Origin of the sequence: Sphingopyxis panaciterrulae (genome assembly GCF_014199295.1) — a bacterium.
GTDB classification, from domain to species: Bacteria; Pseudomonadota; Alphaproteobacteria; order Sphingomonadales; family Sphingomonadaceae; genus Sphingopyxis; species Sphingopyxis panaciterrulae.
Map to the genome: position 1 here is coordinate 114,039 of NZ_JACIJH010000005.1, position 25,992 is coordinate 140,030.

20 protein-coding genes are annotated in these 25,992 nt (G+C 67.6%); 12 read left to right on the top strand and 8 right to left on the bottom strand.

Features of this window, described 5'->3' with window-relative positions; all coding sequences use genetic code 11:
• Positions 1 to 31: 31 nt before the first annotated feature.
• Positions 32 to 2,302 carry an FdhF/YdeP family oxidoreductase gene (locus FHR21_RS10045; protein WP_184097798.1) on the top strand — a complete coding sequence of 757 codons (2,271 nt, stop codon included), beginning with the start codon at positions 32 to 34 and terminating at the stop codon, positions 2,300 to 2,302.
• Here the strand turns inward: FHR21_RS10045 and fdhD are convergent.
• Together fdhD and FHR21_RS10055 are read right to left on the bottom strand one after the other, a co-directional pair.
• The gene (gene fdhD, locus FHR21_RS10050) at positions 2,299 to 3,081 is read right to left on the bottom strand and encodes a formate dehydrogenase accessory sulfurtransferase FdhD (protein WP_184097800.1); all 783 of its coding nucleotides are present in this window, start codon (positions 3,079 to 3,081) and stop codon (positions 2,299 to 2,301) included. The genes FHR21_RS10045 and fdhD overlap by 4 nt on opposite strands.
• Positions 3,082 to 3,098: 17 nt before the next feature.
• Positions 3,099 to 3,950, bottom strand: coding sequence for an FAS1-like dehydratase domain-containing protein (locus FHR21_RS10055; RefSeq protein WP_184097801.1), 852 nt, complete (start codon positions 3,948 to 3,950; stop codon positions 3,099 to 3,101).
• A 139-nt stretch (positions 3,951 to 4,089) separates the two neighbouring features.
• On the opposite strand from FHR21_RS10055, the gene FHR21_RS10060 reads away from it, so the two are divergent.
• Positions 4,090 to 4,749 (top strand): helix-turn-helix domain-containing protein, encoded by a 660-nt coding sequence (locus tag FHR21_RS10060; RefSeq protein ID WP_184097803.1) that lies wholly within the window; start codon positions 4,090 to 4,092, stop codon positions 4,747 to 4,749.
• Positions 4,750 to 4,764: 15 nt separating this feature from the next.
• On the opposite strand, the gene FHR21_RS10065 is transcribed toward FHR21_RS10060, so the two are convergent.
• On the bottom strand, positions 4,765 to 6,003 hold the full coding sequence (locus tag FHR21_RS10065) for an MFS transporter (protein WP_184097805.1): 1,239 nt from the start codon (positions 6,001 to 6,003) through the stop codon (positions 4,765 to 4,767).
• Positions 6,004 to 6,049: 46 nt separating this feature from the next.
• Positions 6,050 to 6,634: a TetR/AcrR family transcriptional regulator gene (locus tag FHR21_RS10070; protein ID WP_184097807.1), complete on the bottom strand. Its 585-nt coding sequence runs from the start codon at positions 6,632 to 6,634 to the stop codon at positions 6,050 to 6,052.
• 149 nt (positions 6,635 to 6,783) lie between these two features.
• On the opposite strand from FHR21_RS10070, the gene FHR21_RS10075 reads away from it, so the two are divergent.
• From FHR21_RS10075 to FHR21_RS10085, 3 genes are read left to right on the top strand one after another with little or no spacing between them, the layout of a single operon-like run.
• Positions 6,784 to 7,965 (top strand): efflux RND transporter periplasmic adaptor subunit, encoded by a 1,182-nt coding sequence (locus tag FHR21_RS10075; protein ID WP_184097809.1) that lies wholly within the window; start codon positions 6,784 to 6,786, stop codon positions 7,963 to 7,965.
• Positions 7,962 to 11,162, top strand: coding sequence for a multidrug efflux RND transporter permease subunit (locus FHR21_RS10080; protein ID WP_184097811.1), 3,201 nt, complete (start codon positions 7,962 to 7,964; stop codon positions 11,160 to 11,162). The genes FHR21_RS10075 and FHR21_RS10080 overlap by 4 nt, the downstream gene beginning before the upstream one ends.
• The gene (locus FHR21_RS10085; protein WP_184097813.1) at positions 11,162 to 12,571 is read left to right on the top strand and encodes an efflux transporter outer membrane subunit; all 1,410 of its coding nucleotides are present in this window, start codon (positions 11,162 to 11,164) and stop codon (positions 12,569 to 12,571) included. Before FHR21_RS10080 ends, FHR21_RS10085 begins: the two co-directional genes overlap by 1 nt.
• 101 nt (positions 12,572 to 12,672) lie before the next feature.
• On the opposite strand, the gene FHR21_RS10090 is transcribed toward FHR21_RS10085, so the two are convergent.
• On the bottom strand, positions 12,673 to 13,800 hold the full coding sequence (locus tag FHR21_RS10090) for a GGDEF domain-containing protein (protein ID WP_184097815.1): 1,128 nt from the start codon (positions 13,798 to 13,800) through the stop codon (positions 12,673 to 12,675).
• 158 nt (positions 13,801 to 13,958) lie between these two features.
• Positions 13,959 to 14,552: a TetR family transcriptional regulator gene (locus FHR21_RS10095; protein ID WP_184097818.1), complete on the bottom strand. Its 594-nt coding sequence runs from the start codon at positions 14,550 to 14,552 to the stop codon at positions 13,959 to 13,961.
• Positions 14,553 to 14,725: 173 nt separating this feature from the next.
• On the opposite strand from FHR21_RS10095, the gene FHR21_RS10100 reads away from it, so the two are divergent.
• Genes FHR21_RS10100 through FHR21_RS10115 form a run of 4 tightly spaced genes read left to right on the top strand, consistent with a single transcriptional unit; the run spans position 14,726 to position 21,174 of the window.
• Positions 14,726 to 17,257: a TonB-dependent receptor gene (locus FHR21_RS10100; RefSeq protein WP_184097819.1), complete on the top strand. Its 2,532-nt coding sequence runs from the start codon at positions 14,726 to 14,728 to the stop codon at positions 17,255 to 17,257.
• 46 nt (positions 17,258 to 17,303) lie between these two features.
• A complete protein-coding gene (locus tag FHR21_RS10105; RefSeq protein WP_184097821.1) occupies positions 17,304 to 18,938 on the top strand; it encodes a carboxylesterase/lipase family protein in 1,635 nt (544 codons plus the stop codon).
• Complete coding sequence (locus FHR21_RS10110; protein ID WP_184097823.1) at positions 18,938 to 20,344, top strand: MFS transporter; 1,407 nt, start codon at positions 18,938 to 18,940, stop codon at positions 20,342 to 20,344. Before FHR21_RS10105 ends, FHR21_RS10110 begins: the two co-directional genes overlap by 1 nt.
• Positions 20,345 to 20,376: 32 nt before the next feature.
• Positions 20,377 to 21,174, top strand: coding sequence for a phosphosulfolactate synthase (locus FHR21_RS10115; RefSeq protein WP_184097825.1), 798 nt, complete (start codon positions 20,377 to 20,379; stop codon positions 21,172 to 21,174).
• On the opposite strand, the gene FHR21_RS10120 is transcribed toward FHR21_RS10115, so the two are convergent.
• Complete coding sequence (locus FHR21_RS10120; protein WP_184097827.1) at positions 21,164 to 22,162, bottom strand: AraC family transcriptional regulator; 999 nt, start codon at positions 22,160 to 22,162, stop codon at positions 21,164 to 21,166. The two genes, FHR21_RS10115 and FHR21_RS10120, sit on opposite strands and share 11 nt — an antisense overlap.
• 100 nt (positions 22,163 to 22,262) lie before the next feature.
• On the opposite strand from FHR21_RS10120, the gene FHR21_RS10125 reads away from it, so the two are divergent.
• Genes FHR21_RS10125 through FHR21_RS10135 form a run of 3 tightly spaced genes read left to right on the top strand, consistent with a single transcriptional unit; the run spans position 22,263 to position 24,800 of the window.
• On the top strand, positions 22,263 to 23,768 hold the full coding sequence (locus FHR21_RS10125; protein WP_184097829.1) for a 4-hydroxyphenylacetate 3-hydroxylase family protein: 1,506 nt from the start codon (positions 22,263 to 22,265) through the stop codon (positions 23,766 to 23,768).
• A 32-nt stretch (positions 23,769 to 23,800) separates the two neighbouring features.
• Complete coding sequence (locus FHR21_RS10130; protein WP_184097831.1) at positions 23,801 to 24,475, top strand: alpha/beta fold hydrolase; 675 nt, start codon at positions 23,801 to 23,803, stop codon at positions 24,473 to 24,475.
• Positions 24,476 to 24,500: 25 nt separating this feature from the next.
• Positions 24,501 to 24,800, top strand: a complete 300-nt coding sequence (locus FHR21_RS10135; RefSeq protein ID WP_184097833.1) for a hypothetical protein — start codon at positions 24,501 to 24,503, stop codon at positions 24,798 to 24,800.
• On the opposite strand, the gene FHR21_RS10140 is transcribed toward FHR21_RS10135, so the two are convergent.
• Positions 24,734 to 25,984, bottom strand: a complete 1,251-nt coding sequence (locus tag FHR21_RS10140) for an acetyl-CoA C-acetyltransferase (RefSeq protein ID WP_184097835.1) — start codon at positions 25,982 to 25,984, stop codon at positions 24,734 to 24,736. The two genes, FHR21_RS10135 and FHR21_RS10140, sit on opposite strands and share 67 nt — an antisense overlap.
• Positions 25,985 to 25,992: the final 8 nt, after the last annotated feature.

The window sequence follows — 25,992 nt, forward strand, 5'->3', positions numbered from 1 at the left end:
ATTTTCGGCCGCGCCGTGGTTTAAGCGGGTCATGGCCGAGACCAAACCCCGCTATCGCCCCTATACCAGCCCCGCCGGAGGCTGGGGCGCGGCGGCGGCGACGGCGAAGGTGCTGCTGGAACAGAGCGTCGTCACCAAGGGGTCGCGCGCGCTCTTGTCGATGAACCAGCCGGGCGGCTTCAAATGCCCGAGCTGCGCCTTTCCCGACGCCGACTGCACCAAAAAGCTGGAATTCTGCGAGAATGGCGCCAAGGCGCTCGCGCACGAGGCGACGAAATTCCGCGTGACGCGCGATTTTTTCGCTCAGCACAGCGTCGCCGACCTGATGGCGCAATCCGATTACTGGCTGGAAATGCAGGGCCGGCTGACCGAGCCGATGCGCTATGACGCGGCGAGCGACCATTATGTGCCGGTGAGCTGGGACGAGGCGTTCGCGACGATCGGCCGGCATCTCTCCGCGCTCGACAGCCCGCACCGCGCCGAATTCTATACCTCGGGCCGGACGCCCAACGAGGCGGCCTTCCTCTACTCGATCTTCGTGCGCGAATATGGGACGAACAATTTTCCCGACTGTTCGAACATGTGCCACGAGCCGACGAGCCGCGGGCTGCCGCATTCGATCGGCGTCGGCAAGGGCACGGTGGTGCTCGAGGATTTCGAACATGCCGAGGCGATCTTCGTCATCGGACAGAACAGCGGCACCAACGCCCCGCGGATGATGACGCTGCTGGTCGAGGCACGCAGGCGCGGGGTGCCGATCGTCGCGGTCAACCCGATGCCCGAGCGCGCGCTGATCCGCTTCACCGAGCCGCAGGACATGGTCCAGATGGCGACGCTCGGCTCGACCCCGATCGCGAGCGAGTTCGTCCATATCAAGATCGGCGGCGATCTCGCGCTGCTGAAGGGCATGATGCGCGTGCTGTTCGAGCGCGAGGCGGCGGGCGAGACGGTGCTCGACCATGAATTCCTGGCCGGGCATACGGTCGGGGTCGACGCGCTGCGCGACGATGTGATGGGCGAAAGCTGGCCCGATATCGTCGCCGCCTCGGGCATTTCGGAGGAGCAGATCCGCCGCTGCGCCGACATCTATATCCGGTCGAAGGCGACGATCATCTGCTACGGCATGGGGATCACCCAGCACCAGATGGGCTCGCAGCTCGTGCAGCAGGTCGCCAACCTGCTGCTGCTCAGGGGCAATTTCGGCAAGCCCGGCGCTGGCATCTCGCCGATCCGCGGCCATTCGAACGTCCAGGGCGACCGCACCGTCGGCATCGACGAAAAGCCTTCGCCTGCCTATCTCGACCGCGTGCGCGACGTGTTCGGCTTCGATCCGCCGCGCGAACACGGGCATCACACGGTCGAATCGGTCGAGGCGATGCTGGCTGGCGAGGCGAAGGTCTTTATCGGGCTCGGCGGCAATTTCGTCCGCGCGGTGCCCGACACCGAGCGCGCCTATGCGGCGATGCAGGGCCTCGACCTGACCGTCGGCATCGCGACCAAGCTCAACCGCGGCCACCTGATCCACGGCCGCGAGGCATTGATCCTGCCCGTCGTCGCACGCTCCGAGCGCATCGAGACCGCGGCGGGCGAGCAGTTCGTGACGATCGAGGATTCGATGTCGAACGTCACCGCCTCGCGCGGGGTGCTCGACCCCGCGAGCCCGCACCTGCTGCCCGAGGTCGAGATCGTCTGCCGCATGGCGATGGCGACGCTGTCGGGCAGCAAGGTCGACTGGGCGGGCTATATCGACGATTACAACCGCATCCGCGACCGGATCGCCGAGGTCTATCCGACGATCTATGCCGATTTCGGGGCGCGGATCGCGAACCCGCGCGGCTTTCACCTCGACATTCCGCCGCGCCGCCGCGTCTGGCCGACGCCGAACGGCAAGGCCAATTTCCTGCTGCTGCCGGGCCTCGCCGCCAATGCGCCGGTCGGCGATCCCGCGATGCTGCGCCTCGCGACGGTGCGCTCGCACGATCAGTTCAACACCACCATCTACAGCTACAACGACCGTTATCGCGGCGTGAAGGGCGACCGGATGGTGCTGTTCGTCAACGCCGAGGATCGCGCGGCGCGCGACCTGGAAGCAGGGGCGGTGGTCGCGCTGGAGACGATCAGCGGCGACGGCATTGCGCGGCGCGTCGAGGGGCTGACGCTGATCGATTATCCGATGTCGCCGGGCTCGGTCGCCGGCTATTACCCCGAGCTCAACCCGCTGCTGCCGCTCGACTATTATGACCGGATCAGCGGCACGCCCGCGGCGAAGTCGATCCCGGTGCGGATCGTCGCGGCCGCTTAAAGCGCCGGATCGCCGCTTATCAGCAAGGCCGAATCGGAGCGCGCCAGCGCGAGCAGGGTCAGTCCGGCCGCGGCGGCGCGCTCGGCGGCGAGGCTGGTGGGGGCGGAGATGGTGACCAGCATCGGACAGCCCGCGCGCACGGTCTTTTCGACCAGTTCATAGCTGCAGCGCGCCGACAGCAGGATGAAGCCACCGGCCGGGTCGGTGCCGGCGCGGGCGAGCGCGCCGATCAGCTTGTCGAGCGCATTGTGGCGCCCGACATCCTCGCGCGCGCAGAGGATGTCGCCCGCCGGCGAGCAGAAAGCGGCGGCGTGGACGGCGCCGGTCGCGCGGCCGAGCGGCTGGTGGTCGGCGAGCGCGGCGAGCGCCCTTGCCACTGCGGCGCGGTCCGTCGCGATCCGCGCCGCGACGCGCGGCAACGGGCGCAGCACCTCTTCGATATTCTCGATCCCGCACAGGCCGCAACTGCTCTCGCTCACCCGTCGCCGGGCGCGGTCGAGCGCGATGTCGTTCTGCGCCTTCGGCAACCAGAGCCGCAGCGCGACGCCGCCCTCGATCGGCTGGATGTCGATCCGCTCGATCTGATCGGCGCGTTCGACCAGGCCTTCGCTCAGCGCGAAACCGACGGCATAATCATCGAGGTCGGCGGGGGTCGCCATCATTACGGCGTAGCCGATGCCGCCGACCTCGACCGACACCGGCATTTCGACCGCGATCTCGCGCAGCAGGTCGGCATCCGCGACTCCGCCGAAGCCGATCCGGCGCACCGGAAGCGGCATGGAGGCGCCGCCTTCCATCACTGGCCGGCCGTCGCGCTCATCACCGCGCGTCCGTCACTCGCGAAGGCGCCGAGCTCGATCGCATCGTCATCGCCGCGTAGCGCGAGATGGAGCGGTTCGCCGCAGATCGCGGGCGACAGGCCGCGAAAGGCGAAGCGGGCGAGCGGCTGGTCGCCGAAATGCCGCCGCGCGAGGTCGAGCAGCAGCGTCGCGGTGAGCGGCCCGTGAACGACGAGGCCGCGATAGCGCTCCTCCTCCTGCGCATAGGGGCGGTCGTAATGGATGCGGTGGCTGTTGAAGGTCAGCGCCGAATAGCGGAACAGCAGGGCCTCCGACGGGCAGATTTCGCGATGCGCATCCCAGCCCGCGGCGTCGAAACGCCCTTCGCCGGGCGGGGGCGGCGCGAGCGGCGCATCGGGGCCGGCGGCCTCGCGAAAGACGATCGCCTGCGTCTCGCGCACCGCGAGCGCCCCGGCCGCCAGCGTTTCGTGCGCGACCTCGACGAAGACGAGCGCGCCGGTGCCGCCCTGCTTTTCGGCGATCGACGCGATGCGCGAGCGTCGTTCGATCGCGGCACCGACAGGCAGGGGGTACAGGAATTCGACCTTGCTCGACGCCCACATGCGGCGCGGCAGCGGGATCGGCGGCAGGAAGCTGTCGGGGCTTGCCTCGCGGCGGGGATGGCCGTCGGCGCCGAGCGCGGCGGTCGGCGCGTCGGGCAGGGCGAGGCACCAGTGAAAACCCTGCGGCGCGGTTCCGTCCGCCGTGGGGTCGCGGTCGAGCGTCGCGAGCCAGCGCGTGAGCGGTGCCGGGTCCACGGAATCGCTGCGGCTTTCGGTGCGTCCGATCCAGTCCTGCCACGCGCTCACATCCATCTCCCGTTCTTTGATGCCGCTTCCGCTCTTCCCCGAACGGCGCCGCGATGCAAGTCGCGATAGAAGCCGTAGCTGGCCCGCTCCGCCGCTGATAACCCTCTGTTAACCCCTTGGTCGGACTAGGGAAGGCATCATGGCCATTCCCGCCCATCTCGAATCATCGCCCCCGTCCGAAAGCCGGCGCGGTCCTCCGCGCCGCCGCATCCGCCTGCCGAGCCACGCGAAGGATGCCGATATCGATGCCAATGTGATGATTCACAATATTTCGGCGACCGGCCTGCTGGTCGAGACCGATCTGGCACTCGGCATCGGCGATCGCATCGAGATCGGCCTGCCGCACGCCGGGGCCACCGCGATCGAGGTGATCTGGGCGAGCGGGCGGCTCTATGGCTGCCGTTTCGGTCGCCCGATCACTCCGGCGACGCTCAGCGCGGCGCAGCTTCGCGGCGCGATCGGTAGCGAGCTGGCCGAGCCCGCTGAATCGCCGGCGGGCGAAGAGAGCTTCGGCGCGCGGTTGCAGCGGCTGCGCAGCGAGCGCGGCATCACCCAGGCCGAGCTGGCCACCGAGCTGGGCGTCAGCGAGCCCTCGATCTCCGCCTGGGAAACCGACAAGGCGCGGCCGAAGGTGGGCCGGGTCGATTCGCTGGCCCAGTTGCTCGGCGTGTCGACGCGCGAACTGCTGGGCGACGAAGACCGGACGAAGCTGCAGGACCTGGTTGCGGACGCCAAGGTGCGGATCGCCGAAGCGGCCGGTGCCCGACCCGATCAGGTCAAGATCATCATCGAATATTAGGATGCCGTGTCCCTGTCAGGGAAGCACGCGCCCTTCGTCGCGCCGCGGCATCGGCGCGAGGGAGCGCAGCAGCAGCGACGAGGCCACCAGCCACACCGCGGCGGCGGCGATCGCCGCGGGCAGCGACCACAGGTCGGCGATGATGCCGAGCAGCCACGCGCCGAGCGCCATGCCGCCGAAGGTCACCGCCTGATAGATGGAGAGGCAGCGGCCGAGGATCGCCTCGGGCGAGCGAAGCTGCATCGCGACGTTGAGCGTCGTCATCGTCGAGACCCAGCAGATGCCGGCGACGAAGGCGGCTGCGATCACGGGCGGCAGGCTGTGCGCCGGCGCGATGGCGGCCATGGCGGCGGCGAACACCAGCGACGAGGCGCCCACTAGCTTGTCGCTGCCCCAGCGGTGGCGCGCCTTGCCGATCCACAGGGCGGCGAAGATCGATCCCGCGCCGAATCCGCCGAGGCAGAGGCCATAGACGATCGCGGTGCCGGCGAGCTGGTCGCGCACCACCGACGGCAATAGCGCCTGAAAGCCCGCCGCGCCGAGGCCGAAGGTGAAGCCGCGCACGAGGATACGGCGCAGTGGGTCCGACTGGGCGCAGAAGCGGATGCCGGTCGCGATCGCCGACAGCATCGGGCTGCGCTTGGGCGGGGTGATTTCGGGGTGCCAGCGCAGCAGCACGACGATCAGCGCGACATAGCTCAGCGCGTTGAGCCCGAAGCCCGCCGCGGGTCCCATGATCGATATCAGCAGCCCACCGAGCGCCGGGCCGACGCTGCGCGCGAGGTTGAAGGCGATGGTGTTGAGCGCGATCGCCTGCGGCAGATGCTCGTGTCCGACCTGCAGCCGCACCGATGCCTGCCACGCCGGCGCGTTGAGCGCGGTGCCGCAGCCGACCGCGAGGGTGAAGCACAGCAGCAGCAGCGGGTTCATCGCACCCATCCAGGTCGTCAGCGCCAGCAGTGCCGAGACGATGAGCATGCCGGTCTGCGCCGCGAGCATCACGCGCCGCCGGTCGAAATTGTCGGCGATCGCGCCCGCGAAAATGCCGATCAGCATGATCGGGATCGTCGCGCTCGCCTGCACGAGCGCGATGAACAGGTGCGACGGCGTCAGTTCGGTCATCAGCCAGCCCGCGCCGACCGCCTGGATCGTCGAGCCCATGTTCGAGGCGAGGTTCGCGATCCAGATCGCGCGGAACGCCGGGAAGCGGAAGGGGGCGAGAGCGGACGGGGCAGGGGGACGTTCGATACTCACGCCCCAGCGCGTAGCCGTGGTTGTGCCGGACGGCAATAGCGCGCGATCAGCAGCTTAGCGCCGCCTCGAACAGGCAGCGGAAGCGCTCGCCGCAGACGATGCGCTGGGCTTCGCTGCCGTCGAACGCGTCGACCTTCATGATCGTGCGCAGGACGCCGCTGCCCATCAGGATCGCGAGCAGCATGTTCGCGCGCAGGTCGGCGTCGTCGCTGCCGATGAGTTCGCTCAAGGGGCCGAGCACGTCCTGATGGACAAGGTCGCGGATGATCTCGCCGGCCTTCGGCGAGGAGGCCGATCGCAGCATGATGACAAAGCTTTCCATGCGATGCTCGCGGTCGTCCGCCTCGTCCTCGATGACGAGCTGGGCGAGAAAGGCGGGCAGATCGGCGGCGTCGACCGGTTCGCGGAACAGGTTGGGCCGCTTGTCGTCCATCACGACCTCGCGGAACAGCCCTTCCTTGCCGCCGAAATAGCGGCCCACCAGCGCGACGTCGACGCCCGCGCCGCCGGCGATGTCGCGCAGGCCGACGCTGTCGTAACTTTCCCGAAGGAATCGCTCGCGGGCTGCTGCCAATATCGCTGCGCGCGTCGCGGCGGCGTCGCGCTTTCTGATGGTCGTGGTCCTCGCCATGTTCGTCCCCATACTTCGTATGCGAAATAAATCAACAACTGTTGACTTGATGGCTGAGGCAGATTAGTTCGCACCGCGGTATCGCGCGGCGCCCTCCCCCCTCCCTGCTGCGCGGTACCGAACCGCCCGAACAGAAAAGATCAAACGTCATGCCCAAGCGCTTCCTCCTTGCGCCTTCGCTTTTCCTTTCGCTGCTGCTCGTCGCCTGCTCGGACGACCCGGGGGCCGGCGGGCCGCCGCAACTGCCGGTGACCGTCGCCAATCCGCTGGTGAAGCAGGTCACCGAATGGGACGATTATGTCGGCCGGTTCGAGGCGATCCAGAGCGTCGAGGTGCGTCCGCGCGCCTCGGGCTATATGACCCGCTCGCATTTCACCGACGGCCAATATGTGAAGGCGGGGCAATTGCTGTTCACCATCGACGCGCGCCCGGCGCAGGCGGCGCTCGATCAGGCGCGCGCGCAGCTCGCGCGGTCGCAGGCGACGCTCGTCAACGCGCGGACCGAGCTCGCGCGCTCGGAGACGCTGGCGGCCTCGCAGGCGGCGAGCCAGGAAGAGGTCGAGCAGCGCCGCGCCACGGTCCGTGCGGGCGAGGCCGATGTCGCGGCAGGCCGCGCGGCGGTGCGCGCCGCCGAACTCAACGTCGGATTCACGCGCGTCACCGCGCCGATCTCGGGCCGCGTGTCGCAGCGGCTCGTCGATCCGGGCAATGCGGTGACCGCCGACCAGACCGTGCTCACCACCATCGTTTCGACCAACCCGCTGCATTTCAGCTTTCAGGGATCGGAGGCGAGCCTGCTCGAATATGAGCGGCGCGGTGACACGCTGAAGGGCGCGCCGGTGCGCATCCGCCTGCAGGGCGAAGAGGATTACAGCCGTACCGGCACGATCGACTTCGTCGACAATGCGCTGAGCACCGGTTCGGGCACGATCGGCGTGCGCGCGATTGTTCCCAATGCCGACGGCAAGCTGCGTCCGGGCATGTTCGGCCAGCTCCAGCTCGCCGCCTCCGCGCCGCAGCCGGCGGTGATGGTGCCCGACACCGCGATCGTCACCGACGGCGCACGGCGGGTCGTCTATGTCATCGGCGCGAAGGATGTCGTGCAGGCGCGCCCGGTCACGCTCGGCCCCGTCATCGACGGGCTGCGCGTCGTGCGCAAGGGGCTGACCGCGAAGGATCGCGTCGTCGTCGGCGGCATCCAGCGCGCGATGCCGGGCCAGCCGGCGAAGGTGGAGGCAGGCCGCATCGGCGCGGACGGCAAGGTGGTGACGACGAAACCCGCCGCCGCACCGGCGAAGGGCGGGGCTGAAAGCAAGGGCGCCGCCAAGTGAATTTCAGCCGCTTCTTCGTCGACCGCCCGATCTTCGCGGCGGTCATCGCGATCTTCATCACGCTGATCGGCGCCTTTGCCTATCCGCAGCTTCCGCTCGCCCAATATCCGGACATCGCGCCGCCGACGATCTCGATCAGCGCCGCCTATCCCGGCGCCTCGTCGGAAACGATGGCCGAGACGGTCGCGGCGACGCTGGAGCAGGAGATCAACGGCGTCGAGAACATGCTCTATATCCAGAGCAGCTCGACGCAGGGACAGGCGCAGATCACCGTCACCTTCGAGCCGGGCACCGACCTCGATGCCGCGCAGGTTCTGGTGCAGAATCGCGTCGCGCTTGCCGAACCGCGACTGCCCGAGCAGGTGCGCCAGATCGGCGTGCAGGTGAACAAGCAGGAAACCGGCTTCCTGATGATCGTCGCGCTGACGTCGACCGATCCCGCGATCGATATCGACTATGTCGGCAATTACGCCAATTCGAACCTGCGCGACCGCCTGCTCCGGCTCCAGGGCGTCGGCGGGGTCCAGATCTTCGGCGGCGGCTTCTATTCGATGCGCGTGTGGATCGATCCCGACAAGGCGGCGGCCCGCAATCTGACCGCGAGCGAAATCGTCGCCGCGCTCCAGAGGCAGAATGTCCAGGTCGCCGGCGGCTCGGTCGGCGCGCCGCCCTATGGCAAGGGCAATCCGGCCTTCGAGCTGCCCGTCGACGTGCAGGGCCGGCTCGTCACGCCTGAGGAATTCTCCAATGTCGTGATCAAGACCGACACGCAGAACGGCGCGATCACGCGGCTCAGGGATGTCGCGCGGGTCGAGCTTGGCAGTCAGGATTATGGCGTGCGCGGCGTGTTCAACGGCCAGCCCGGCGTCGGCATGGCGGTGATCCAGCAGCCGGGTGCCAATGCGCTCGACGCGGCGCAGCTCGTGCTCGACGAGATCGAGGCGGCCTCGGCCGAATTCCCGCCCGGACTCGAATATCAGATCCCGTTCAATCCGACCGAATATGTTCAGGCGTCGGTAACCGCGGTGCAGGAAACGCTGATCGAAGCGGTCGTTCTCGTCATGCTCGTCGTCATGGTCTTTCTGCAGACCTGGCGCGCCGCGATCATCCCGATCATCGCCATCCCGGTCTCGCTCGTCGGCACCTTCGCGGTACAACTCGCGCTCGGCTTTTCGATCAATTCGCTGTCGCTGTTCGCGCTCGTGCTCGCGGTCGGCATCGTCGTCGACGACGCGATCGTCGTCGTCGAGGCGATCGAGAAGCATATGCGCGAAGGGCTGAGCCCGCGCGAGGCGGCGCACCGGACGATGGACGAGGTGTCGGGCGCGCTGATCGCGATCGGCCTGGTGCTCGTCGCGGTGTTCATCCCGACCGCGTTCGTCCCCGGCATCCCCGGCATCTTCTATCGCCAGTTCGCGGTGACGATCGCCTCGGCGACCGTCTTTTCGCTGCTGACCTCGCTGACGCTGTCGCCGGCGCTTGCCGCGCTGCTCCTGAAGCCGCATCGGGAAGGACATCACGAGGAGCCGAAGAACCCGATCCTGCGTTTCGGCCGCCGCGCGGCGGACAAGTTCAACGCCGGCTTCGACAAGCTCTCCGACCGCTATGGCCGCACGACCTCGTCGCTGGTGCGCAAGACCGGGCTGATGCTCGTCATCTATGCGGTGCTGCTCGCGCTGACCGGCTGGCGCCTGACCGACACGCCGACGGGGTTCATTCCCGATCAGGACCAGGGCGTGCTGATCGGCGTCGTGCAGTTGCCGCCCGGGGCCTCGCTCGACCGCACGAGCGAAGTGCTCGCGCGCGCGCAGCAGGTCGTGTCGGGAATGGACGGCGTCGCGAGCATCGCGACCTTCGCCGGACTCGACGGCGCCAGCTTCTCGCAATCGTCGAACGCGGGCACGATGTTCATCCGCCTCGACGACTGGGAAGAGCGTGGCAGCGAATTGAGCGCGGCGGCGCTGTCGGGTCAGCTTTCGGGCGCAATGGCGGCGGCGCTGCCCGAAGCCAACGCCTTCGTCATCGCGCCGCCTGCGGTTCCCGGCCTCGGCACCGGCAACGGCTTCACGATGATGATCCAGGCGGCGGGCGGCCAGAGCTATCATGAGCTGGAGCAGGCGACCGGCGCGATGATGGGCGCCGCGGCGCAGGACAAGCAGGTGCAGCAGGTCTTCTCGCTGTTCAACACCGGCAGCCCGCGCATCTTCGCCGATGTCGACCGCGACAAGGCGCAGATACTGGGCGTCGACCCCAGCCAGGTCTATGCCGCGCTCGGCACCTATCTCGCCTCGACCTATGTCAACGACTTCAACTTCCTCGGCCGCACCTTCCGCGTGACGGCGCAGGCCGAGCCGTCGGCGCGCAGCCGGCTGGAGGATGTCGGGCGTCTGCAGGTGCGGTCGACGTCGGGCGAGATGGTGCCTTTGTCGTCACTCGCGACCTTCCGCGACGACAGCGGGCCGGCGCGCGTCGTGCGCTACAACCTGTTCCCCGCGGTCGAATTGCAGGGACAGGCGGCGCCGGGCGTGTCGTCGGGGCAGGCGCTGACGGTTATGGAGGACATGGCCGCCACGACGCTGCCCAGCGGCTTCGCCTATGAATGGACGGGTCTGGCCTATCAGGAAAAGGCGGCGGGCAGCGGCGCGGTGCTGATCTTCCTGCTCGCGGTGGTGTTCGTCTTCCTCGTGCTCGCGGCGCAATATGAATCGCTGCCGCTGCCGCTCGCGGTGATCCTGATCGTGCCGATGTGCCTGCTCGCGGCAATGATCGGCGTCAATCTGCGCGGGATGGACAATAATATCCTGACGCAGGTCGGCCTCGTCGTGCTGATCGCGCTCGCCGCGAAGAATGCGATCCTGATCGTCGAATTCGCCAAGCAGGGCGAAGAGGAAGAGGGGATGAACACCTTCGACGCCGCGGTCCATGCCGCCCGCTCGCGCCTGCGGCCGATCCTGATGACCAGCTTCGCCTTCATCTTCGGCGTCATCCCGCTCGCGATCGCGAGCGGGCCGGGGCAGGAGATGCGGCAGGCGCTTGGGACCGCGGTGACCTTCGGCATGCTCGGTGTGACCGTCTTCGGCCTGATCTTCACCCCTGTCTTCTATGTCGTCTGCCGCCATCTCGGCGACCGCGCGAAGGCGTGGGCGAAGCGCCGGGGCGACGGCAAGGGCGGCGAGACGCCAGCGGAGGCCCAGTGATGACGCGTTCGATCCTTCTCGCCGCGACCGGCGCCCTCGCGCTGTCGGCCTGCACCGTCGGCCCCGCCTACCACCCGCCGGCGCCCGCCGCGCCGTCGCAGGCACCCTTCGTCGAAGGCGGCAAGTCGCCCGTCTTCACCGGCGACCAGCCGCCGGGCGAATGGTGGAGCCTGTTCGGCGATCCGACGCTCGACGCGCTGGTCCGGCAGGCGCTCGCCGCCAACACCGACCTGCGCGTCGCCGCCGCCAACCTCGCGCAGGCGCGTGCGGTGCTCAAGGAAGCACAGGCCGGGCGCCTGCCGACGACCAGCGTCGGTGCGAGCGGGACCTATGCGCGCCAGTCGGGTGCGACGACGGGCATCGGCCCGGTCGAGGGCGAAAGCTATGACGTCGGGCTCGACGTCGGCTATCAGGTCGACCTGTTCGGCCGCGTCGAAAGCGCGATCCGCGCGAGCCGCGCCGACGCCGATGCGGTGCAGGCGGCGTTCGACCTGACCCGCATCACCGTCGCGGCCGAAACGACCCGCGCCTATTCGGACGTCTGCGCCTTCAACCGCCAGATCGCGGTCGCGAACGAGACGCTGCGCATCCAGCAGCAGACCTTCGACCTGACGCGCCGGCTGTTCGAGGGTGGGCGCGCGACGCGGCTCGACACCGGGCAGGCGGGGGCGCTGCTCGAACAGACGCGCGCCTCCATCCCGGCGCTCGAGGCGCAGCGTTCGGCGGCGCTTTACCGGCTGGCGGTGCTGACCGGCAAGCCGCCCGCCGAAGCGCCGCAGGTCGCGCTGCAATGCCAGGCCCCGCCCCGGCTCGATCGACCGATCCCGGTCGGCGACGGTGCCTCGCTGCTCGCGCGCCGCCCCGACATCCGCCGCGCCGAGCGCGAGCTGGCCGCCGCCGCGGCGCGGGTGAATGTGGCGACCGCGGACCTTTATCCCAGCATCAGCCTGGGCGGTTCGATCGGATCGACCGCGGGATCGGTGTCGGGGATCGGCGATTCGAGCAATTTCCGCTTCTCGATCGGGCCGCTGATTTCGTGGAGCTTTCCCAATATCGCGGTCGCGCGCGCGCGTCTGAAGCAGGCGGAGGCCGGCGCCGACGCAGCGCTTGCGGCCTTCGACGGGAGCTGGCTGTCGGCGCTGCGGGAAACCGAGAGCGCGCTCGCCAACTATGCGGGCGAGCTCGACCGGCTCGCGGCGCTACGCCGTGCGGCGGACGAGGCGGGCGAGGCGGCGCGGATCGCGCGGCTGCGCTATCAGGCGGGGCGCGAGGCTTTCCAGGTCGTGCTCGACGCCGAACGCTCGCTCGCGCAGATTCAGGCGACGATCGCCCAGTCGGAGCAGCAGCGTTCGACCTATCTGGTCGCGCTGTTCCTCGCGCTCGGCGGGGGCTGGCAGGAACCGGCGTAAAATACGTGGCACCGCGTTGAATCGCTGAGAAAAATGAGGGTGGAGCATGCCCCCCACAGCTCCACCCTCGCCCCGCCCATGCGGGCGGGGGCTTTGCGCCCTCAGGCGATCTCGATCCGGTTCCGCCCGCTTTCCTTGGCGCGATAGAGCGCCTCGTCGGCGGCTTTGAGCGCGGCGCGCGGATCGGAATAGCCGAACAGGTCGGCGACCCCGCCCGAGAAGGTGACGACGCCGAAAGGCTCGTCGGTCTTGCGGTTGATGAGGCGGCGGTCGGCGAGCCGTTCGCGCGCGTCGTTCAGGCGCTGCGCCGCCTCGGCGGGCGTCAGGCCGCGGAACAGCATCACGAATTCCTCGCCGCCGTGGCGCGCGACGTGGCAATTGTCGTTCGAAATATGCGCCAGTGTGTCGGCGATGACCTTGAGCACGCGGTCGCCCGCGTCATGGCCGTGGGCGTCGTTGATCGCCTTGAAATTGTCGATGTCGCAAAAGGCGACGCTGAGCGCGATCGGCTGTTCGCGCGCTTCGCGATAATGGCGTTCGAGCAGCGCCTCGAAGGCGCGGCGGTTGGGAAGGCCGGTCAGATAATCGACCTCTGCATCGCGTTTCGCGCGCGCGAGGCTGCGGCGCAGCGATTTCGCCTCGTCCTCGCTGCGGCGCATCTCGTCCTCGGCCTTGCGCGTGCGTTCGAGCATCGTCTTGGCAAGGTCGGCGAGGTTCGAGACGATCTGCCCCGTCTTCTGTAATTGTTCGAGGTCGGTCAGATGATCCTCGAGTTCGCTGCCGTAATCGCGCGTCATCTGGTGCGCGGCCTTGCTGCGCGTCTGGAAGGTTTCGAGATTGGTCTCGAGGCGGGTCATCAGCCGGTCGAGATCGGCCTTCGACTGCCGCCCTTCGTCCTCGCCGCCGATTTCGTCCATCCACGGCTGGTCGACCCCCTCGGCCGACTGCGCGCGCAGCGCGATGCGGCGCGCGAGCTGCGGATTGCTGCCGGAAAAGGCGCTGTGCGCGATCAGCAGATTGGCCGGCGACACATCGAGGTCGTGCTCGATCAGGAAATTGGCGATGGCGGCGACCAGGTCGCGGCGCGCCTGGCGGGAAAGATCGCGCGCGCCGCTGGGGTCAGGGGCGTCGCTCGCCGATCGGGGCGCGCCGCTTCGGGAATAGCGCAATCCCAGCCAGTCAAGGAGCCGCCCGACCGGCTCGCTCGATGATGTCGTTTTCGTGGTCATACGATCCTTAACGGGTGGATCGGGGGCGGTTTAAGCCCGATGGACGGCGATCCCGGCACCCTTGGTTACCCGGTCAGGCAAGATACTGATATCCGAGGAAATTGTGCCTGCTGTGACCGCCTGTCCAGCGCGTCGCGGCGGAAAAGCTGGGCCTGACCCTAGGGTTTCAGCCGGTCGCGTACCTCTGTCATATGCTTGTCGAGGATGCTGACGAGGTCGAGATCCGGGTCGGTGAAATGGATCAGCGCCGACCCGCGCCGGAACAGCAGCAGCGCCTGGGCTTCGGCCTCGACATCGGCATCGGCGCGAATCTCGCCGCGGTCGATCGCTTCGCGCAGGCTCTCGGCAAGACGCGCCACCGTCGCGCGATTGTAGCGCGCCATGATCTTCGCCAGTTCGCTGTCGAACATCGCGCCGAGGAACAGCGCGTAAAGCGCGCGCGTGCGATAGCTGTCGTGTCCTTCGGCCGACAGCGACCGCGTCCAGCGCGCGCGCATCGATTCGATGCCGGGCTCGACATCGGGGTCGACGATGGCGGCGAGCGATTGCTGCGTAATATGTTCGACGACGCGGGCGAGCAGGGCTTCCTTGGTCTCGAAATAATGGCCGGGAAGGCTGCGGCTATATCCCGCCTCATGGCCGACTTCCGCCAGGGTAAAGCCGTTCGCGCCCTTTTCGGCGATCAGCTTGACCGCGGCGGCGAGCAGCCGGCTTTCGGATTCCTGACGACGTTCCTCTTGCGTACGGCGCACATAACCCCCTGATCGACGGTCCATTCGACCGCCACTCCTATGGGGATTGGCGGGGGCTGGCAAGTCTCTGGCTGGTTGGCCAGCAAAAACTTGCTTGACAACCAGCCAGTAAATTTGCGAGTTGAAAATTGACACATGCTCAATTCCATAAAAAGAACGGAGGAGGGAGAGGGATGACCGGGATTTACGACCATGCGCGTCGCGCGCAGAATCGTCGCATGGCTCTGCTGGCGGCTGCGAGCCTGACAACCTTGTTACCCGCGGCCGCGCTGGCGCAGGCCGAGGGCGCGGCGCCTGCGGCCGAAGCCGCCGGCGATGACGGCGCGATCATCGTCACCGCGCGTCGCCGCGACGAATCGATCCTCGAAACGCCGATCGCGGTCAGCGTCGCAAGCGGGGAGGAGCTTCGCAGCAACGATGTCGCCCTCGCGCCGGATCTCGTCAAGCTGACCCCGGGCCTGACCGCGCAGATGGGGTCCTCGGGCGCGCTCGGCCTGTCCCGCCGTACCTCGCGGTTCGCTATTCGCGGCCAGGGCGGCGGCACCGGCGTCGTCACCTATTTCGCGGACGTTCCCAGCTTCGGTCTGGAATCCAACTTTTTCGACCTCGACAATGTTCAGGTCATCAAGGGCCCGGTCGGCACCCTGTTCGGTCGCGTGACGACCGGCGGTGCCGTCCTGTTCTCGCCGACCGGACCGGGCGACGAGTTCGAAGGGTTCGTCGACCTCAAGGTCGGCGAACATGGTCGCCGCGATGTGGAATTTGCCGTTGGCGGTCCGCTTATCGACAATGTCCTCGGGCTTCGCGTCTCGGGGCAGATACTCAAGAGCGACGGCTTTTCCTCCAACCGCTACGATGGGGGGCGCCTCGACGGTCGCGATGGCCGGTCGTTCCGCGCCATCCTCGAATTCACGCCGACCGAGGGCATCACCAATACCATGATCGGGGCCGTCGACTATATCGAGGATCCTGTCCGGTCGGGCGTCCCGACCATCGCACGGCCGTTCAGCGCGGTCGTCAACCTCGGGCCCTTCGGCACCATCCAGCGCGGCAATTCGCAGCGCATCGCACCTTCGCTGGCACAGCTCAACGCCATAGACTGCCCCGGCGGCGTGTGTCCGACCTGGCTCGATCTGGCGCAGGGGGCCGTCGACGATCAGGAAGGTCGCTCGGTCTATGACGTCAATGAGAACAATGTCGCCTTCCCCAGCGTCAACCAGCGGCAGATCGGGGTCATCAACACGACCGAGTTCGAGGTCGCGGATTTCCTGACCCTGAAGAATATCTTCAGCTATCAGAGCAATTCCCGTCGCGGCAACAGCGCCCAGAATGTCGACAGCCTCTATCTGCCGATGCTGGAACTCGTCGACGGGCCGGGGCAGGGCCCGCGCGCCCTGACCGAGGAGGTCCAGGCGCAGGCCAGCCTGCTGGACGACCGCCTCGATATCACGGCCGGCTTCTTCTATGAAAAGAACTGGTCGCCCCATTATCAGCAGAGCGCCGTTCTTCTGTACGGCGGCTATCTCGGCCAGGCGGGCAATGCCGTCGCCTGCACGCTGGCCGGCACCGTGGCCGAGCCAGGCGCCGACGGCAGCTTCTATTGCTATTCGGGCGCACGGATCACCCTTGGCAAGAGTCGCTCGACGGACCGCGCCGTCTATACGCAGGCCACCTTCGACGTGACCGACAAGCTCTCGCTGACCGCCGGCTATCGCTATACCTGGAGCAAGCGGTCCTCGGCGCAGGCGAGCTATTCGTCGCTTTCGATCCTGGACTCGGGGCTTCCGACGCAAAGGGTCCAGATCAACGGCGCGGCGCCGTTCGTCATCGCCGGCGACATAAAGAGCATTCCGGGCGAAAGCTTCCAGACCCTCGCCTTCGAAAAGGGGACATGGGCGTTCGCGGCGCAATATCATTTCAACCCCGATCTCATGGTCTATGCGACCACCCGCCGCGGCTATAACCCTGGCGGCTTCAACGGCGCCAACGCTCCGGCCGGCTTCGAGCAATATGACGCGGAGATCGTCACCGATTACGAAATCGGCGCCAAATACAGTTGGCGGAACGGGCCGCTGCGCGGGCTGGTTTCGTTCGACGTGTATCGCGACAATTTCGACAATGCCCAGCGCAACGTCACCCAGCCGGTCAACGGCAACCCCGTCGCCTATGTCGCCAACGTCGCCAGGATCCGCATCCAGGGCTTCGATCTCGACGCCTCGGCCAGCTACGACTGGTTCACGCTCGGCGGCTTCGTGACCCTGACCGACGCGAAATATCTGGAATATCCGAACACCGGACAATTCGATGCTTTTCCGATTCCGTTCGACCTGACCAGCTTTCACCCGGCCAATGTCTCGAAATGGCTGTGGGGCATCCGGCCCCGCATCGATTTCGGCCGGATGATCGACGGGGCCCCCGATATTTCGCTGTCTGGCAATATCTATCATCGCGGCAGCTTCTCTTCGAGCGAGCCGAATGTCGGGGTCGAGGCGCAGCGGCAGATCGACGGCTTCACGACCACCGACGTGCGTCTCGACTGGACGAACATCGGCGGCAGCGGCCTCAGCGCCGCGCTCGCCGTGACCAACCTGTTCGATTTCAACGGCAAGATCGGCGGAAACGAGCTGCGCGGCACCAATGGCATCAACATCGACGTGTTCTCGCCGCCGCGCCAATTCTACGTCCAGCTCGGCTATAAATTCTGACGACGGAAAGCGGCGACCTGGCGGCGCCGCGAAAGGGGAAGGGTTCATGACGATCAGGCCAATATTGCCATGGGCTCTTCCCCTCGATCGCCGCGGTTTCCTCGCGGGGGTGGCAGGCGCGGCGACCGTGGCGACGACAGGCGCCGGAGCCATGGGAGCGGACATGAACCTCGTCGAAACGACTTCCGGGACGGTGCGCGGGACCGGCGACCGCGGCGTCCGCATCTTCAAGGGCATTCCCTATGGCGAGCCGACCGGCGGCGCGGCGCGCTTTTTGCCGCCTCAGCCCTTCAAGTCGCGCGGGCCAGTGATCGAGGCGACCGGCTATGGGCCGAAATGCCCGCAGCTCGGCTCGCGCGGGCTGACCGGGAACGAAGACTGCCTCGTCCTCAACATCTGGACTCCCGCGGCCGGTGCGGGCGCGGGGCGGCCGGTGATGGTCTATCTTCACGGCGGCGGCTTTCGCACCGGATCGGGATCGACCCCGTCGAGCGACGGGACGCATCTGGCGCGCAGCGAGGATGTCGTGGTCGTGTCGCTCAATCACCGCCTCGGGCCGCTCGGCTATCTCTATCTCGGCGACATATTGGGCGGAGCCTATGAAAGCGGCAATGTCGGCAACCTCGACCTGATCCTTGCGCTGCAATGGGTGCGGGACAATATCGCGGCCTTCGGCGGCGATCCCGCCTGCGTCACCGTCTTCGGCGTGTCGGGCGGCGGCAAGAAGATCAGCCACCTGCTCGCCATGCCGGCGGCGAAGGGGCTGTTCCACCGCGCGATCGTGATGAGCGGCGCGCTGTCGACCGCCCTCGAGCGGGCGGCTTCGACCGCCTATAGCGAGCGCCTGCTCGCCCGGCTCGGGCTCGACCGCGCGCGGGCGCGCGAATTGCTGACCATGCCTGCGGCACCGATCCTCGCAGCCGTCGCCGCGCTGTCGAAGGCGGGGCAGGACCCCGAGGGCGGCTATGGCGGCGGCGGCGGACCGCAGCCGCTCGTCGACGGCGTCACCCTGCTCCGGCATCCCGGCGACGCGGTCGCCGCGGGGGCGTCGCGCACGATCCCGGTGATGATCGGCAGCACGCTCGACGAGCCGATCGCGGGCTATCAGGGTCCCGAGGGGCTCAGGCGGCTCGAAACGATGAGCGCCGCCGACGTCCGTGCGCGCCTCGCCGACGGCCCCTTCGTTCAGCTCGGCGATCGCACCGACGCGGTCCTTGCGCATTATCGCCGGGTCTGGCCCGATCTTTCGCCCGGCGCGCTGATGGTGCGCGTGGAAACGGCGGGAAGCTGGCGCTATCTTTCGAACCGGCTCGCCGATGCCAAGGCGTCGGCGCGGGCGGCGCCGACCTGGGTCTATGTGATGACCTTCGCGGGCGGCACGGCCGGCGGTCCGCACGGCGCGGGGCACGCGACCGACGTGCCGCTGGTCATGGGCAATTACGCCAATCTGACCGAGATGAGCCGCACCCCCTGGTTCGCGGGTTCGCCGCATGTCGTGGAGATGAGCCGGATGATGGGCCGCACCTGGGCCAGCTTCGCGCGCACCGGCGATCCGGACAACGCACTGCTGCCGCGCTGGCCCGCTTATACGAAGGAGACGCGCGAGACGATGCTGCTCGACGTCGAATCGCGGCTCGTGAACGATCCCTTCGGCGATCGCGAAGCGTTCGGATCGGCCTGATGGCGACCGTGACCGCTGCCGCATCCGCTCCTTCGCGTCTCGATCGCGCCGGCCTTGGCTGGGCGCTCTTCGAGGGCGGGCGCATTCCCTATGTCGTCATGCTGGGCGTGGTCTTCATGCCCTATTTCGCGCAGACGGTCGTCGGCGACGTGGTCGCAGGACAGGCCGAGGTCGCGAATTTCGCCAAATATGCGGGCTTTGCCGCCGCCTGCACCGCGCCCCTGCTCGGCGCGCTGCTCGACCAGCGCGGACCGCGCAAGCCGTGGATCGTCGCCTTCATGGCGGTGCTCGTGGGCGTCGTCGCGATGCTGTGGTTCGCGCAGCCGGGCGGGGCGGGGCTGTCGGTCGCGGTGGTCGTGACGCTGCTGGTGCTCGGCAAGCTCTTCTATACCTATACCGAGATGCTGCACAATTCGCTGCTCGCCGTCGCGGCGTCGGGCGGATCGATGGCGCGGCTTTCGGGCCTGTCGATCACCATCGGCGCGTCGAGCGGCTTTCTGTTCCTGATCTTCGTGCTGCTCGCGCTCGCGCTGCCGGCGCAGGGCGGGGTGCGGTTCGTCGCGGCGGCGCCGCTCTTCGGGCTCGATACGGCCAGCTATCAGCATCTGCGCATCGTGCCCGTGTTCGCCGCGCTGCTGCTCGTCGCTGCGAGCCTGCCGCTGCTGCGCTATGCGCGCGACTATCCACCGACGAACAAGAGCTGGAACGCATCCTTCCGGGGCGCCTTCGCTTATCTGGGCGGGCTTGCGAACCATCTGAAGGCGCGGCCCAACGCTGCCAAATTCCTGCTCGCGCGCATGATCTATGCCGACGGCCTCACCGCCATATCGATCTTCACCGGCGTCCTCGCGGGCGGGGTGATGGGATGGAGCGCGACCGAATTGCTGCTCCTTGGCATCGGCCAGCTTGCGGCGTCGGCGATCGGCGCCGCGCTGCTGGCACGCATCGACATGCGCATCGGGTCGAAACGCGCCTTGCAGATCATGCTCGGCGGCATGATCCTCGCCTTGCTGGTCGTGGTCGGCACCGCGCCCGACAGGATTTTCTTCATCCCGCTCGACAGCGCGTCGCTTGCCTGGGACGGGCCGGTGTTCCGGCACGTCACCGACATCGTCTTTCTGGCGCTGCTGCTCGTCATGACCGGCCTCACATCCGGCACCACCGCGTCGAGCCGCGCCCTGCTCGCATCCCTGAGCCCCGCGAGCGAGGCGGGTGCCTATTTCGGCCTCTATGCGATGGCCGGTACCGTCACCGCCTGGCTCGCGCCGCTCGCGATCGGCTGGGCGACCAAGGCGACCGAATCCCAACAAGCCGGCTTCGTGCCGGTGATCGTCCTGCTGGCTGTCGGGCTGGCGCTGTTGTCGACGGTGAAACCGTCGGCCACCGCAGAGAAAGAAGAAGAATGAATATCGAACGCCCCCTTCAGGAGCAGAAAGCCATGACCGACGCCAAGGAGCGGGCGTTCAGCGACATCGTGCCGATCGTCGAGCCCCGGCCCAAGCCGCGCAATATCGGGCTGACCGAAATCCGCTCGCCCGCCTATTCGCTGCATCAGCTCGCGGGCATCGTCGACGGGCTCGGCGACTTCGTCGACAGCGTCAAATGGACCTGCGGCACCCAGCGGCTGGTGAGCCGCGACAGGGTGAGGGAGATCAATGCCTATCTCCACGCCAACCGGATCGAGGTCTCGACCGGCGGGCTGATCGAGACGGTGCTGCCGCTCGGCGAGGTTGCCGTCCACCGCTATCTCGAACAGTCGAAGGAACTCGGTTTCGACATCGTCGAGCTGTCGTCGGCGCTGGTTTCGGTGTCGGTCCAGGACAAGGTCAATCTGGTCAAGGCGGTGAACGCGCTCGAGATGAAGGCGAAGCCCGAGATCACGGGCTGGAGTCCGGGCGACCGCGGCAAGGTCAGCCCCGAAAAGATGATCCGCGAGGCCGAGGCGATGGTCGAGGCGGGTGCCTGGAAGATCATGATCGAGGAAGACGGGCTGTTCTCGAGCGGCAACACCGCGAACGACGAGCGCGACTGGAACCGCGACGCGGTGTGGCGCATCGCCTCGCGCATTCCCGAGGAGATGCTCTATTGGGAAGCGAGCTCGGTGACGATCATCCGCTGGCTGCTGAGCAGCTTCGGCTCCGACGTCAACATTTTCGCGGGCGCCGAGGATCTGGGCTATATCGCCGCCTTTCGCGCCGGCACCTTCGCGATGAACATCGCCGCCTTCAACGGCTGACCCCGCCGGCGCGCCATTCGGAGGGCGAGCACCCCGTCCAGTGGCGAAAGGCGCGGGTGAAGGAGCGCGCCTCGGCATAGCCGAGCGCCTCGGCGATCGCCTCGACCGTCGCATGGCTCGCGGTCAGCAGCCGCACCGCCTTGTCGCGGCGGACATTCTCGCGGATCGTCGCGAGGTTCGCGCCCTCGGCACGAAGCAGCCGGCGCAGCTTGTGCGGCGACAGGCCGGTCGCGGCCGCCAGTTCGCCCAGTGCCAGGTCTGGGCTGCGCGTCAGAAGCTGGCGCACCTGCCGCACCACGCTCGCGTCGCTCGCGGGGATCGTCATGATGTCGAGCGGCGCCGCGGCGACCATGGCTTCGAGTTCGGCCGGCGTGCGCCGGATCGGCGCGTGCAGAGCGTGCGCGTCCATCACGATCTGTCGCGCCGCGCCGTCGAAGCGGTGCCGGCACGGAAACAGATATTTGAATTCCTCGAAATAGGCGTCGGGGCGGGCATAGTCGAATTCGGCCGACAGCAGCGAGATCGTCTCGCCCGCCAGCCAGCAGGCGAGGCGGTGCCAGATGATCGTCCAGAATTCGCTGAAATAATGGTCGGGGTCGCGCTCCGGCTCGGCAAAGCGCACCTCGACCGCAAGCCCGCCGTCCGACGCCGTAATCCGTGTCTCGATCCCCGCGGCGAGAAGGTTGTAGAAGCGGGCGGCACGGCGCAACCCGTCGGCGACGTCGCGACCTTCGAGCGCCAGTTCGCAGGCGAAGGCAAAGCTTCCCGGTGCGGCCGGGCGCACGGTATAGCCCATCCATTCGTCGTCGAGGCTCGCCCAGATATTGCGCACGAGGCCGGCCATCGCCTCGACCGGCCCGCGCCAGCCCGGCCGCGCGAAATCGGCGGGGTCGAGGCCTGTTCCCGCGACCAGTGCGGCGACGCTGCGGCCCTGCCGCTCGGCGCCCTTGGTGCATACTTCGAAATAATAGCCGTCGATCGTTGCCATGCTCTGCGCATTATGGTGAGTTTTCCTCGCCTGTCATGCCCTGTTTGTGTGTTCCCGATTCACGCTACGCGGCACTTTCACCAACATCGGGAGACCGCACATGACCCATCACCCCCGCGAAGAGAGCGCCGCCGATCGCTGGGCGCGCTTCCGGCCGATCGTCACCGGCGACGATTATGTCGAATCGCTCCGCGGCCGCGGCGTCGAGGTCTGGCTGTTCGGCGAACGGATCGACGAGCCGGTCGACCACCCGATCATCCGCCCGTCGATCAATGCGCTGAAGATGACCTATGATCTCGCGATCGAGGACCCCGACCTTGCGACCGCGCACAGCGACCTGATCGACGCACCGGTCAATCGCTTCCTCCACATCGTCGGCTCGCCGGACGACCTCGTCATGAAGAACCGCATGCAGCGTCGCATGGGCCAGCTCACCGGCACCTGCTTCCAGCGCTGCGCCGGGCTCGACACGATCAGCGTGCTCCATTCGATCACCTTCGATATCGATGCGAAGCATGGCACGCCCTATCACCAGCGCTACCTGGAGTTCATGCGCCACGCACAGCGCAACAACATCATCCTCGGCGCGGGCATGACCGACCCCAAGGGCGACCGCTCGAAGCGCCCGCACGAACAGGCCGACCCCGACATGTTCCTGCATGTGACGAAGCGGACCGAGGCGGGCGTCTACGTCACCGGCGCCAAGGCGCATATGACCGGCGGGCTCAACTCGCACTGGATCTGCGTCATGCCGACGATGAACATGGGCGAGGCCGACCGCGACTTCGCGATCGTCGGGCTGGTGCCGGGCGATGCGGCGGGCATCACCTATATCTATGGCCGCCAGTCGTGCGACACGCGCGCGCTGGAGAAGGGCGATATCGACCAGGGCAATGCGCGCTTCGGCGGGCAGGAAGTGCTCGTCGTCTTCGACAATGTCTTCATCCCCTATGAGCACGTCCTGATGGACGGCGAATATGAATTCGCGCAGGAGATGGTGACGCGCTTCACCGCCTATCACCGTGCCTCCTACGTCTGCAAGACCGGGCTCGGCGACGTGATGGTCGGCGCCGCGGCGCAGGTCGCCGACTATAATGGCGCGGAGGCGGCGAGCCATATCAAGGACAAGCTGGTCGAGATGACCCATCTCAACGAGACCATCTATTCCTCGGCGATCGCGTCGAGCCACGAGGCGAAGCCGCTGGCATCGGGCATCTATATGAACGACGCGATGCTCGCCAATGTGTGCAAGCACAATGTCACGCGCTTCCCCTACGAGATTTCGCGCCTCGCGCAGGATCTTGCCGGCGGGGTCATGGTGACGATGCCGTCGGATGCCGATTTCCGGCACGAGACGGTCGGGCCGATCCTGGCGAAATATATGAAGGGCAAGCACAATGTTCCCGTCGAATATCGCCAGCGTATCCTGCGCCTGATCGAGAATATGACGCTCGGCCGCAACGCCGTCGGCTATCTCACCGAATCGCTCCACGGCGCGGGCTCCCCGCAGGCGCAGCGCATCCAGATCCTGCGCGGCATGGAGGTCGAGACCAAGAAGGGCCTCGCGCGAGACCTTGCCGGAATCGCGGAGGATACGCAGTCTTAGGGTCGGGATGCCCGGCGGGCGGGAGAGGGCCGATGACGATACCGGTGATTGCGATCTGCGGCATCGCGACCGACGCGGCGAGCTGGCGGGGCATGCCGGTCACGCGTATTTTCGTGCCGCGCGGACGCACGGTCGCGGCGATGGCGGCGGCGATCCTGTCAGAGCTTCCCGAACGCTTCGCGCTCTGCGGTCATTCGATGGGCGGCTATGTCGCGCTCGAGATCGCGCGGCAGGCCGGCGAGCGCATGGCGGGGCTCGCGCTTCTCAGCACGTCGGCGGCCGCCGACAGCGACGAACAGCGCGCGGCGCGCGACCGCGTGATCGCGCAGGCGAAGGAGGATTTCGAAGGAGTGGCTCAAAAACTCGCTCCCGCGATGCTCTCGCGCGTGAGCCGCGCGGTTCCGGGTCTGCTCGACGAGACGCACGCGATGCTGATGCGCTGCGACGGCGCACTGTTCGCTGAACAGCAAGCGGCGGCGGCGGGACGGCCCGACTACCGCGCTTCGCTCGCCGCCGTTTCGGCGCCGACTCTGATCCTCGCCGGCGAAGAGGACCGCATCGTGGCGCCCGACCGCTCGCGCGAGATTGCCGCCGCGATCGCGCATGCTGATCTCTGCCTCGTTCCAGCCTGCGGCCATGTGCCGCAGCGCGAGGCGCCCGATTTCACCGCCGCGGCGCTGCGGCGATGGGCCGGGCAGGCCCGCTAGGTCCCGACCCCGAAGGAGAGACGCAATGGCAGGCGACATCCGCTTCGGCGACGCATGGCGAAAGGCGGTCGCCTCCTATCCGCGGTCAAGGGCGGTGCCGATCCGTTTCGCGGACATCGACATGTTCCGCCATCTGGGCGATGCCTGCATTTCGGTCGCGGACACGGTGATCGTCGCCGTTGCAGGCGAAGGTCGCGGCGAACTGCCTGCCGCGGTCAGGGCGCATCTGCGATCGCTGATGATCGATGTTGATCGACGTCAGATTCGTTCGATGACGATGGCGGGCGCCATGCCGCCCGCGGCGCACATGGTGACGAGGCCGTAGCGACCGCCCGAGCGTTCGAGTTCGTCGAGCGCGGTGCCGATCAGGATTGAGCCTGTGGCGCCGATCGGGTGGCCGAGCGCCATCGCGCCGCCGTTGATGTTCACCTTCTCGCGATCGAGATCGAGGTCGCGGATGAACTTCTCGGCGACGACCGAGAAGGCCTCGTTGATTTCCCAGACGTCGATGTCGTCCTTGGTCAGGCCGGCCTTTTCGAGCACCTTCTTCGCCGCGGGAACCGGGGCGTTGAGCATCAGCGTCGGATCGTCGCCGATATTGGCATAGGCGACGATGCGTCCCCGCGGCTTGAGCCCGTGCCTGTCGGCATAATCCTTCGAGGTGATGAGCAATGCGGCCGCGCCGTCGACGACACCCGACGAGTTGCCCGCGTGATGGACGCCCTTGAACCCGAGGCCGGGGTAGCGGCGCTGAATCTGCTTGCGGAAGGTCACCCCGTCGCCAAGGTCGAAATCGGCGATGGCATCGAAGCTGGGCTTGAGCGCGGCGAGGCCTTCGGCGGTGGTTTCGGGGCGCGGAAACTCTTCATGGTCGAGCGCGACGCTGCCGTCGGGGTTGAGCACCGGCACCAGCGACTTGTCGAAACGGCCTTCCTTGATCGCGCGGTCGGCGCGCTGCTGGCTGACCAGCGCGAGCGCGTCGACGGCTTCGCGGTCGATGCCTTCGATGGCGGCGATGGCGTCGCCGCACACGCCCTGGTGCGACTGTGGATGGAGCGCATCGAGCGCGGCGTGGCCGGCACCCATGCCGAGCGGCTTGATCCCGGCGTTCGCTTCCTGAGCGGCGAGCTGCGCGGTATAGCTCATCATCTCGGTGCCCCCGGCGACGACGCAATCCTCCATGCCGCTCATCACCGTCGCCGCGGCCAGGTTCACCGAGGTGATGCCGCCGCCGCAGAAGCGGTCGAGCGTCACGCCCGACACGGTGATCTCATAACCCGCCGACAGCGCTGCCATGCGGCCGAGGTCGGTGCCCTGCTTGCCGCGCTGGGTCGAGGTCGACCAGATCACATCGTCGACGGTTTTGGTGTCGAGGTTGTTGCGGTCGCGGATCGCGGCGAGCACGGTCGCGGCAAGATGCTGCGGATGGAGGTGCGACAGTGCACCCTTGCCGGGCTTGCCGATCCCGCGCGGCGTGCGGACGGCGTCGATGATATAGGCTTCGGCCATGGTCTTGT

What these genes read in the sequence shown, in the direction of transcription:
- FHR21_RS10045 (WP_184097798.1), top strand. Translation starts at nt 32, where the DNA reads ATGGCCGAGACCAAACCCCGCTATCGCCCCTATACCAGCCCCGCCGGA.
- fdhD (WP_184097800.1), bottom strand. Translation starts at nt 3,081, where the DNA reads ATGCCGCTTCCGGTGCGCCGGATCGGCTTCGGCGGAGTCGCGGATGCC.
- FHR21_RS10060 (WP_184097803.1), top strand. Translation starts at nt 4,090, where the DNA reads ATGGCCATTCCCGCCCATCTCGAATCATCGCCCCCGTCCGAAAGCCGG.
- FHR21_RS10070 (WP_184097807.1), bottom strand. Translation starts at nt 6,634, where the DNA reads ATGGCGAGGACCACGACCATCAGAAAGCGCGACGCCGCCGCGACGCGC.
- FHR21_RS10075 (WP_184097809.1), top strand. Translation starts at nt 6,784, where the DNA reads ATGCCCAAGCGCTTCCTCCTTGCGCCTTCGCTTTTCCTTTCGCTGCTG.
- FHR21_RS10085 (WP_184097813.1), top strand. Translation starts at nt 11,162, where the DNA reads ATGACGCGTTCGATCCTTCTCGCCGCGACCGGCGCCCTCGCGCTGTCG.
- FHR21_RS10090 (WP_184097815.1), bottom strand. Translation starts at nt 13,800, where the DNA reads ATGACCACGAAAACGACATCATCGAGCGAGCCGGTCGGGCGGCTCCTT.
- FHR21_RS10100 (WP_184097819.1), top strand. Translation starts at nt 14,726, where the DNA reads ATGACCGGGATTTACGACCATGCGCGTCGCGCGCAGAATCGTCGCATG.
- FHR21_RS10105 (WP_184097821.1), top strand. Translation starts at nt 17,304, where the DNA reads ATGACGATCAGGCCAATATTGCCATGGGCTCTTCCCCTCGATCGCCGC.
- FHR21_RS10110 (WP_184097823.1), top strand. Translation starts at nt 18,938, where the DNA reads ATGGCGACCGTGACCGCTGCCGCATCCGCTCCTTCGCGTCTCGATCGC.
- FHR21_RS10115 (WP_184097825.1), top strand. Translation starts at nt 20,377, where the DNA reads ATGACCGACGCCAAGGAGCGGGCGTTCAGCGACATCGTGCCGATCGTC.
- FHR21_RS10120 (WP_184097827.1), bottom strand. Translation starts at nt 22,162, where the DNA reads ATGGCAACGATCGACGGCTATTATTTCGAAGTATGCACCAAGGGCGCC.
- FHR21_RS10125 (WP_184097829.1), top strand. Translation starts at nt 22,263, where the DNA reads ATGACCCATCACCCCCGCGAAGAGAGCGCCGCCGATCGCTGGGCGCGC.
- FHR21_RS10130 (WP_184097831.1), top strand. Translation starts at nt 23,801, where the DNA reads ATGACGATACCGGTGATTGCGATCTGCGGCATCGCGACCGACGCGGCG.
- FHR21_RS10135 (WP_184097833.1), top strand. Translation starts at nt 24,501, where the DNA reads ATGGCAGGCGACATCCGCTTCGGCGACGCATGGCGAAAGGCGGTCGCC.
- FHR21_RS10140 (WP_184097835.1), bottom strand. Translation starts at nt 25,984, where the DNA reads ATGGCCGAAGCCTATATCATCGACGCCGTCCGCACGCCGCGCGGGATC.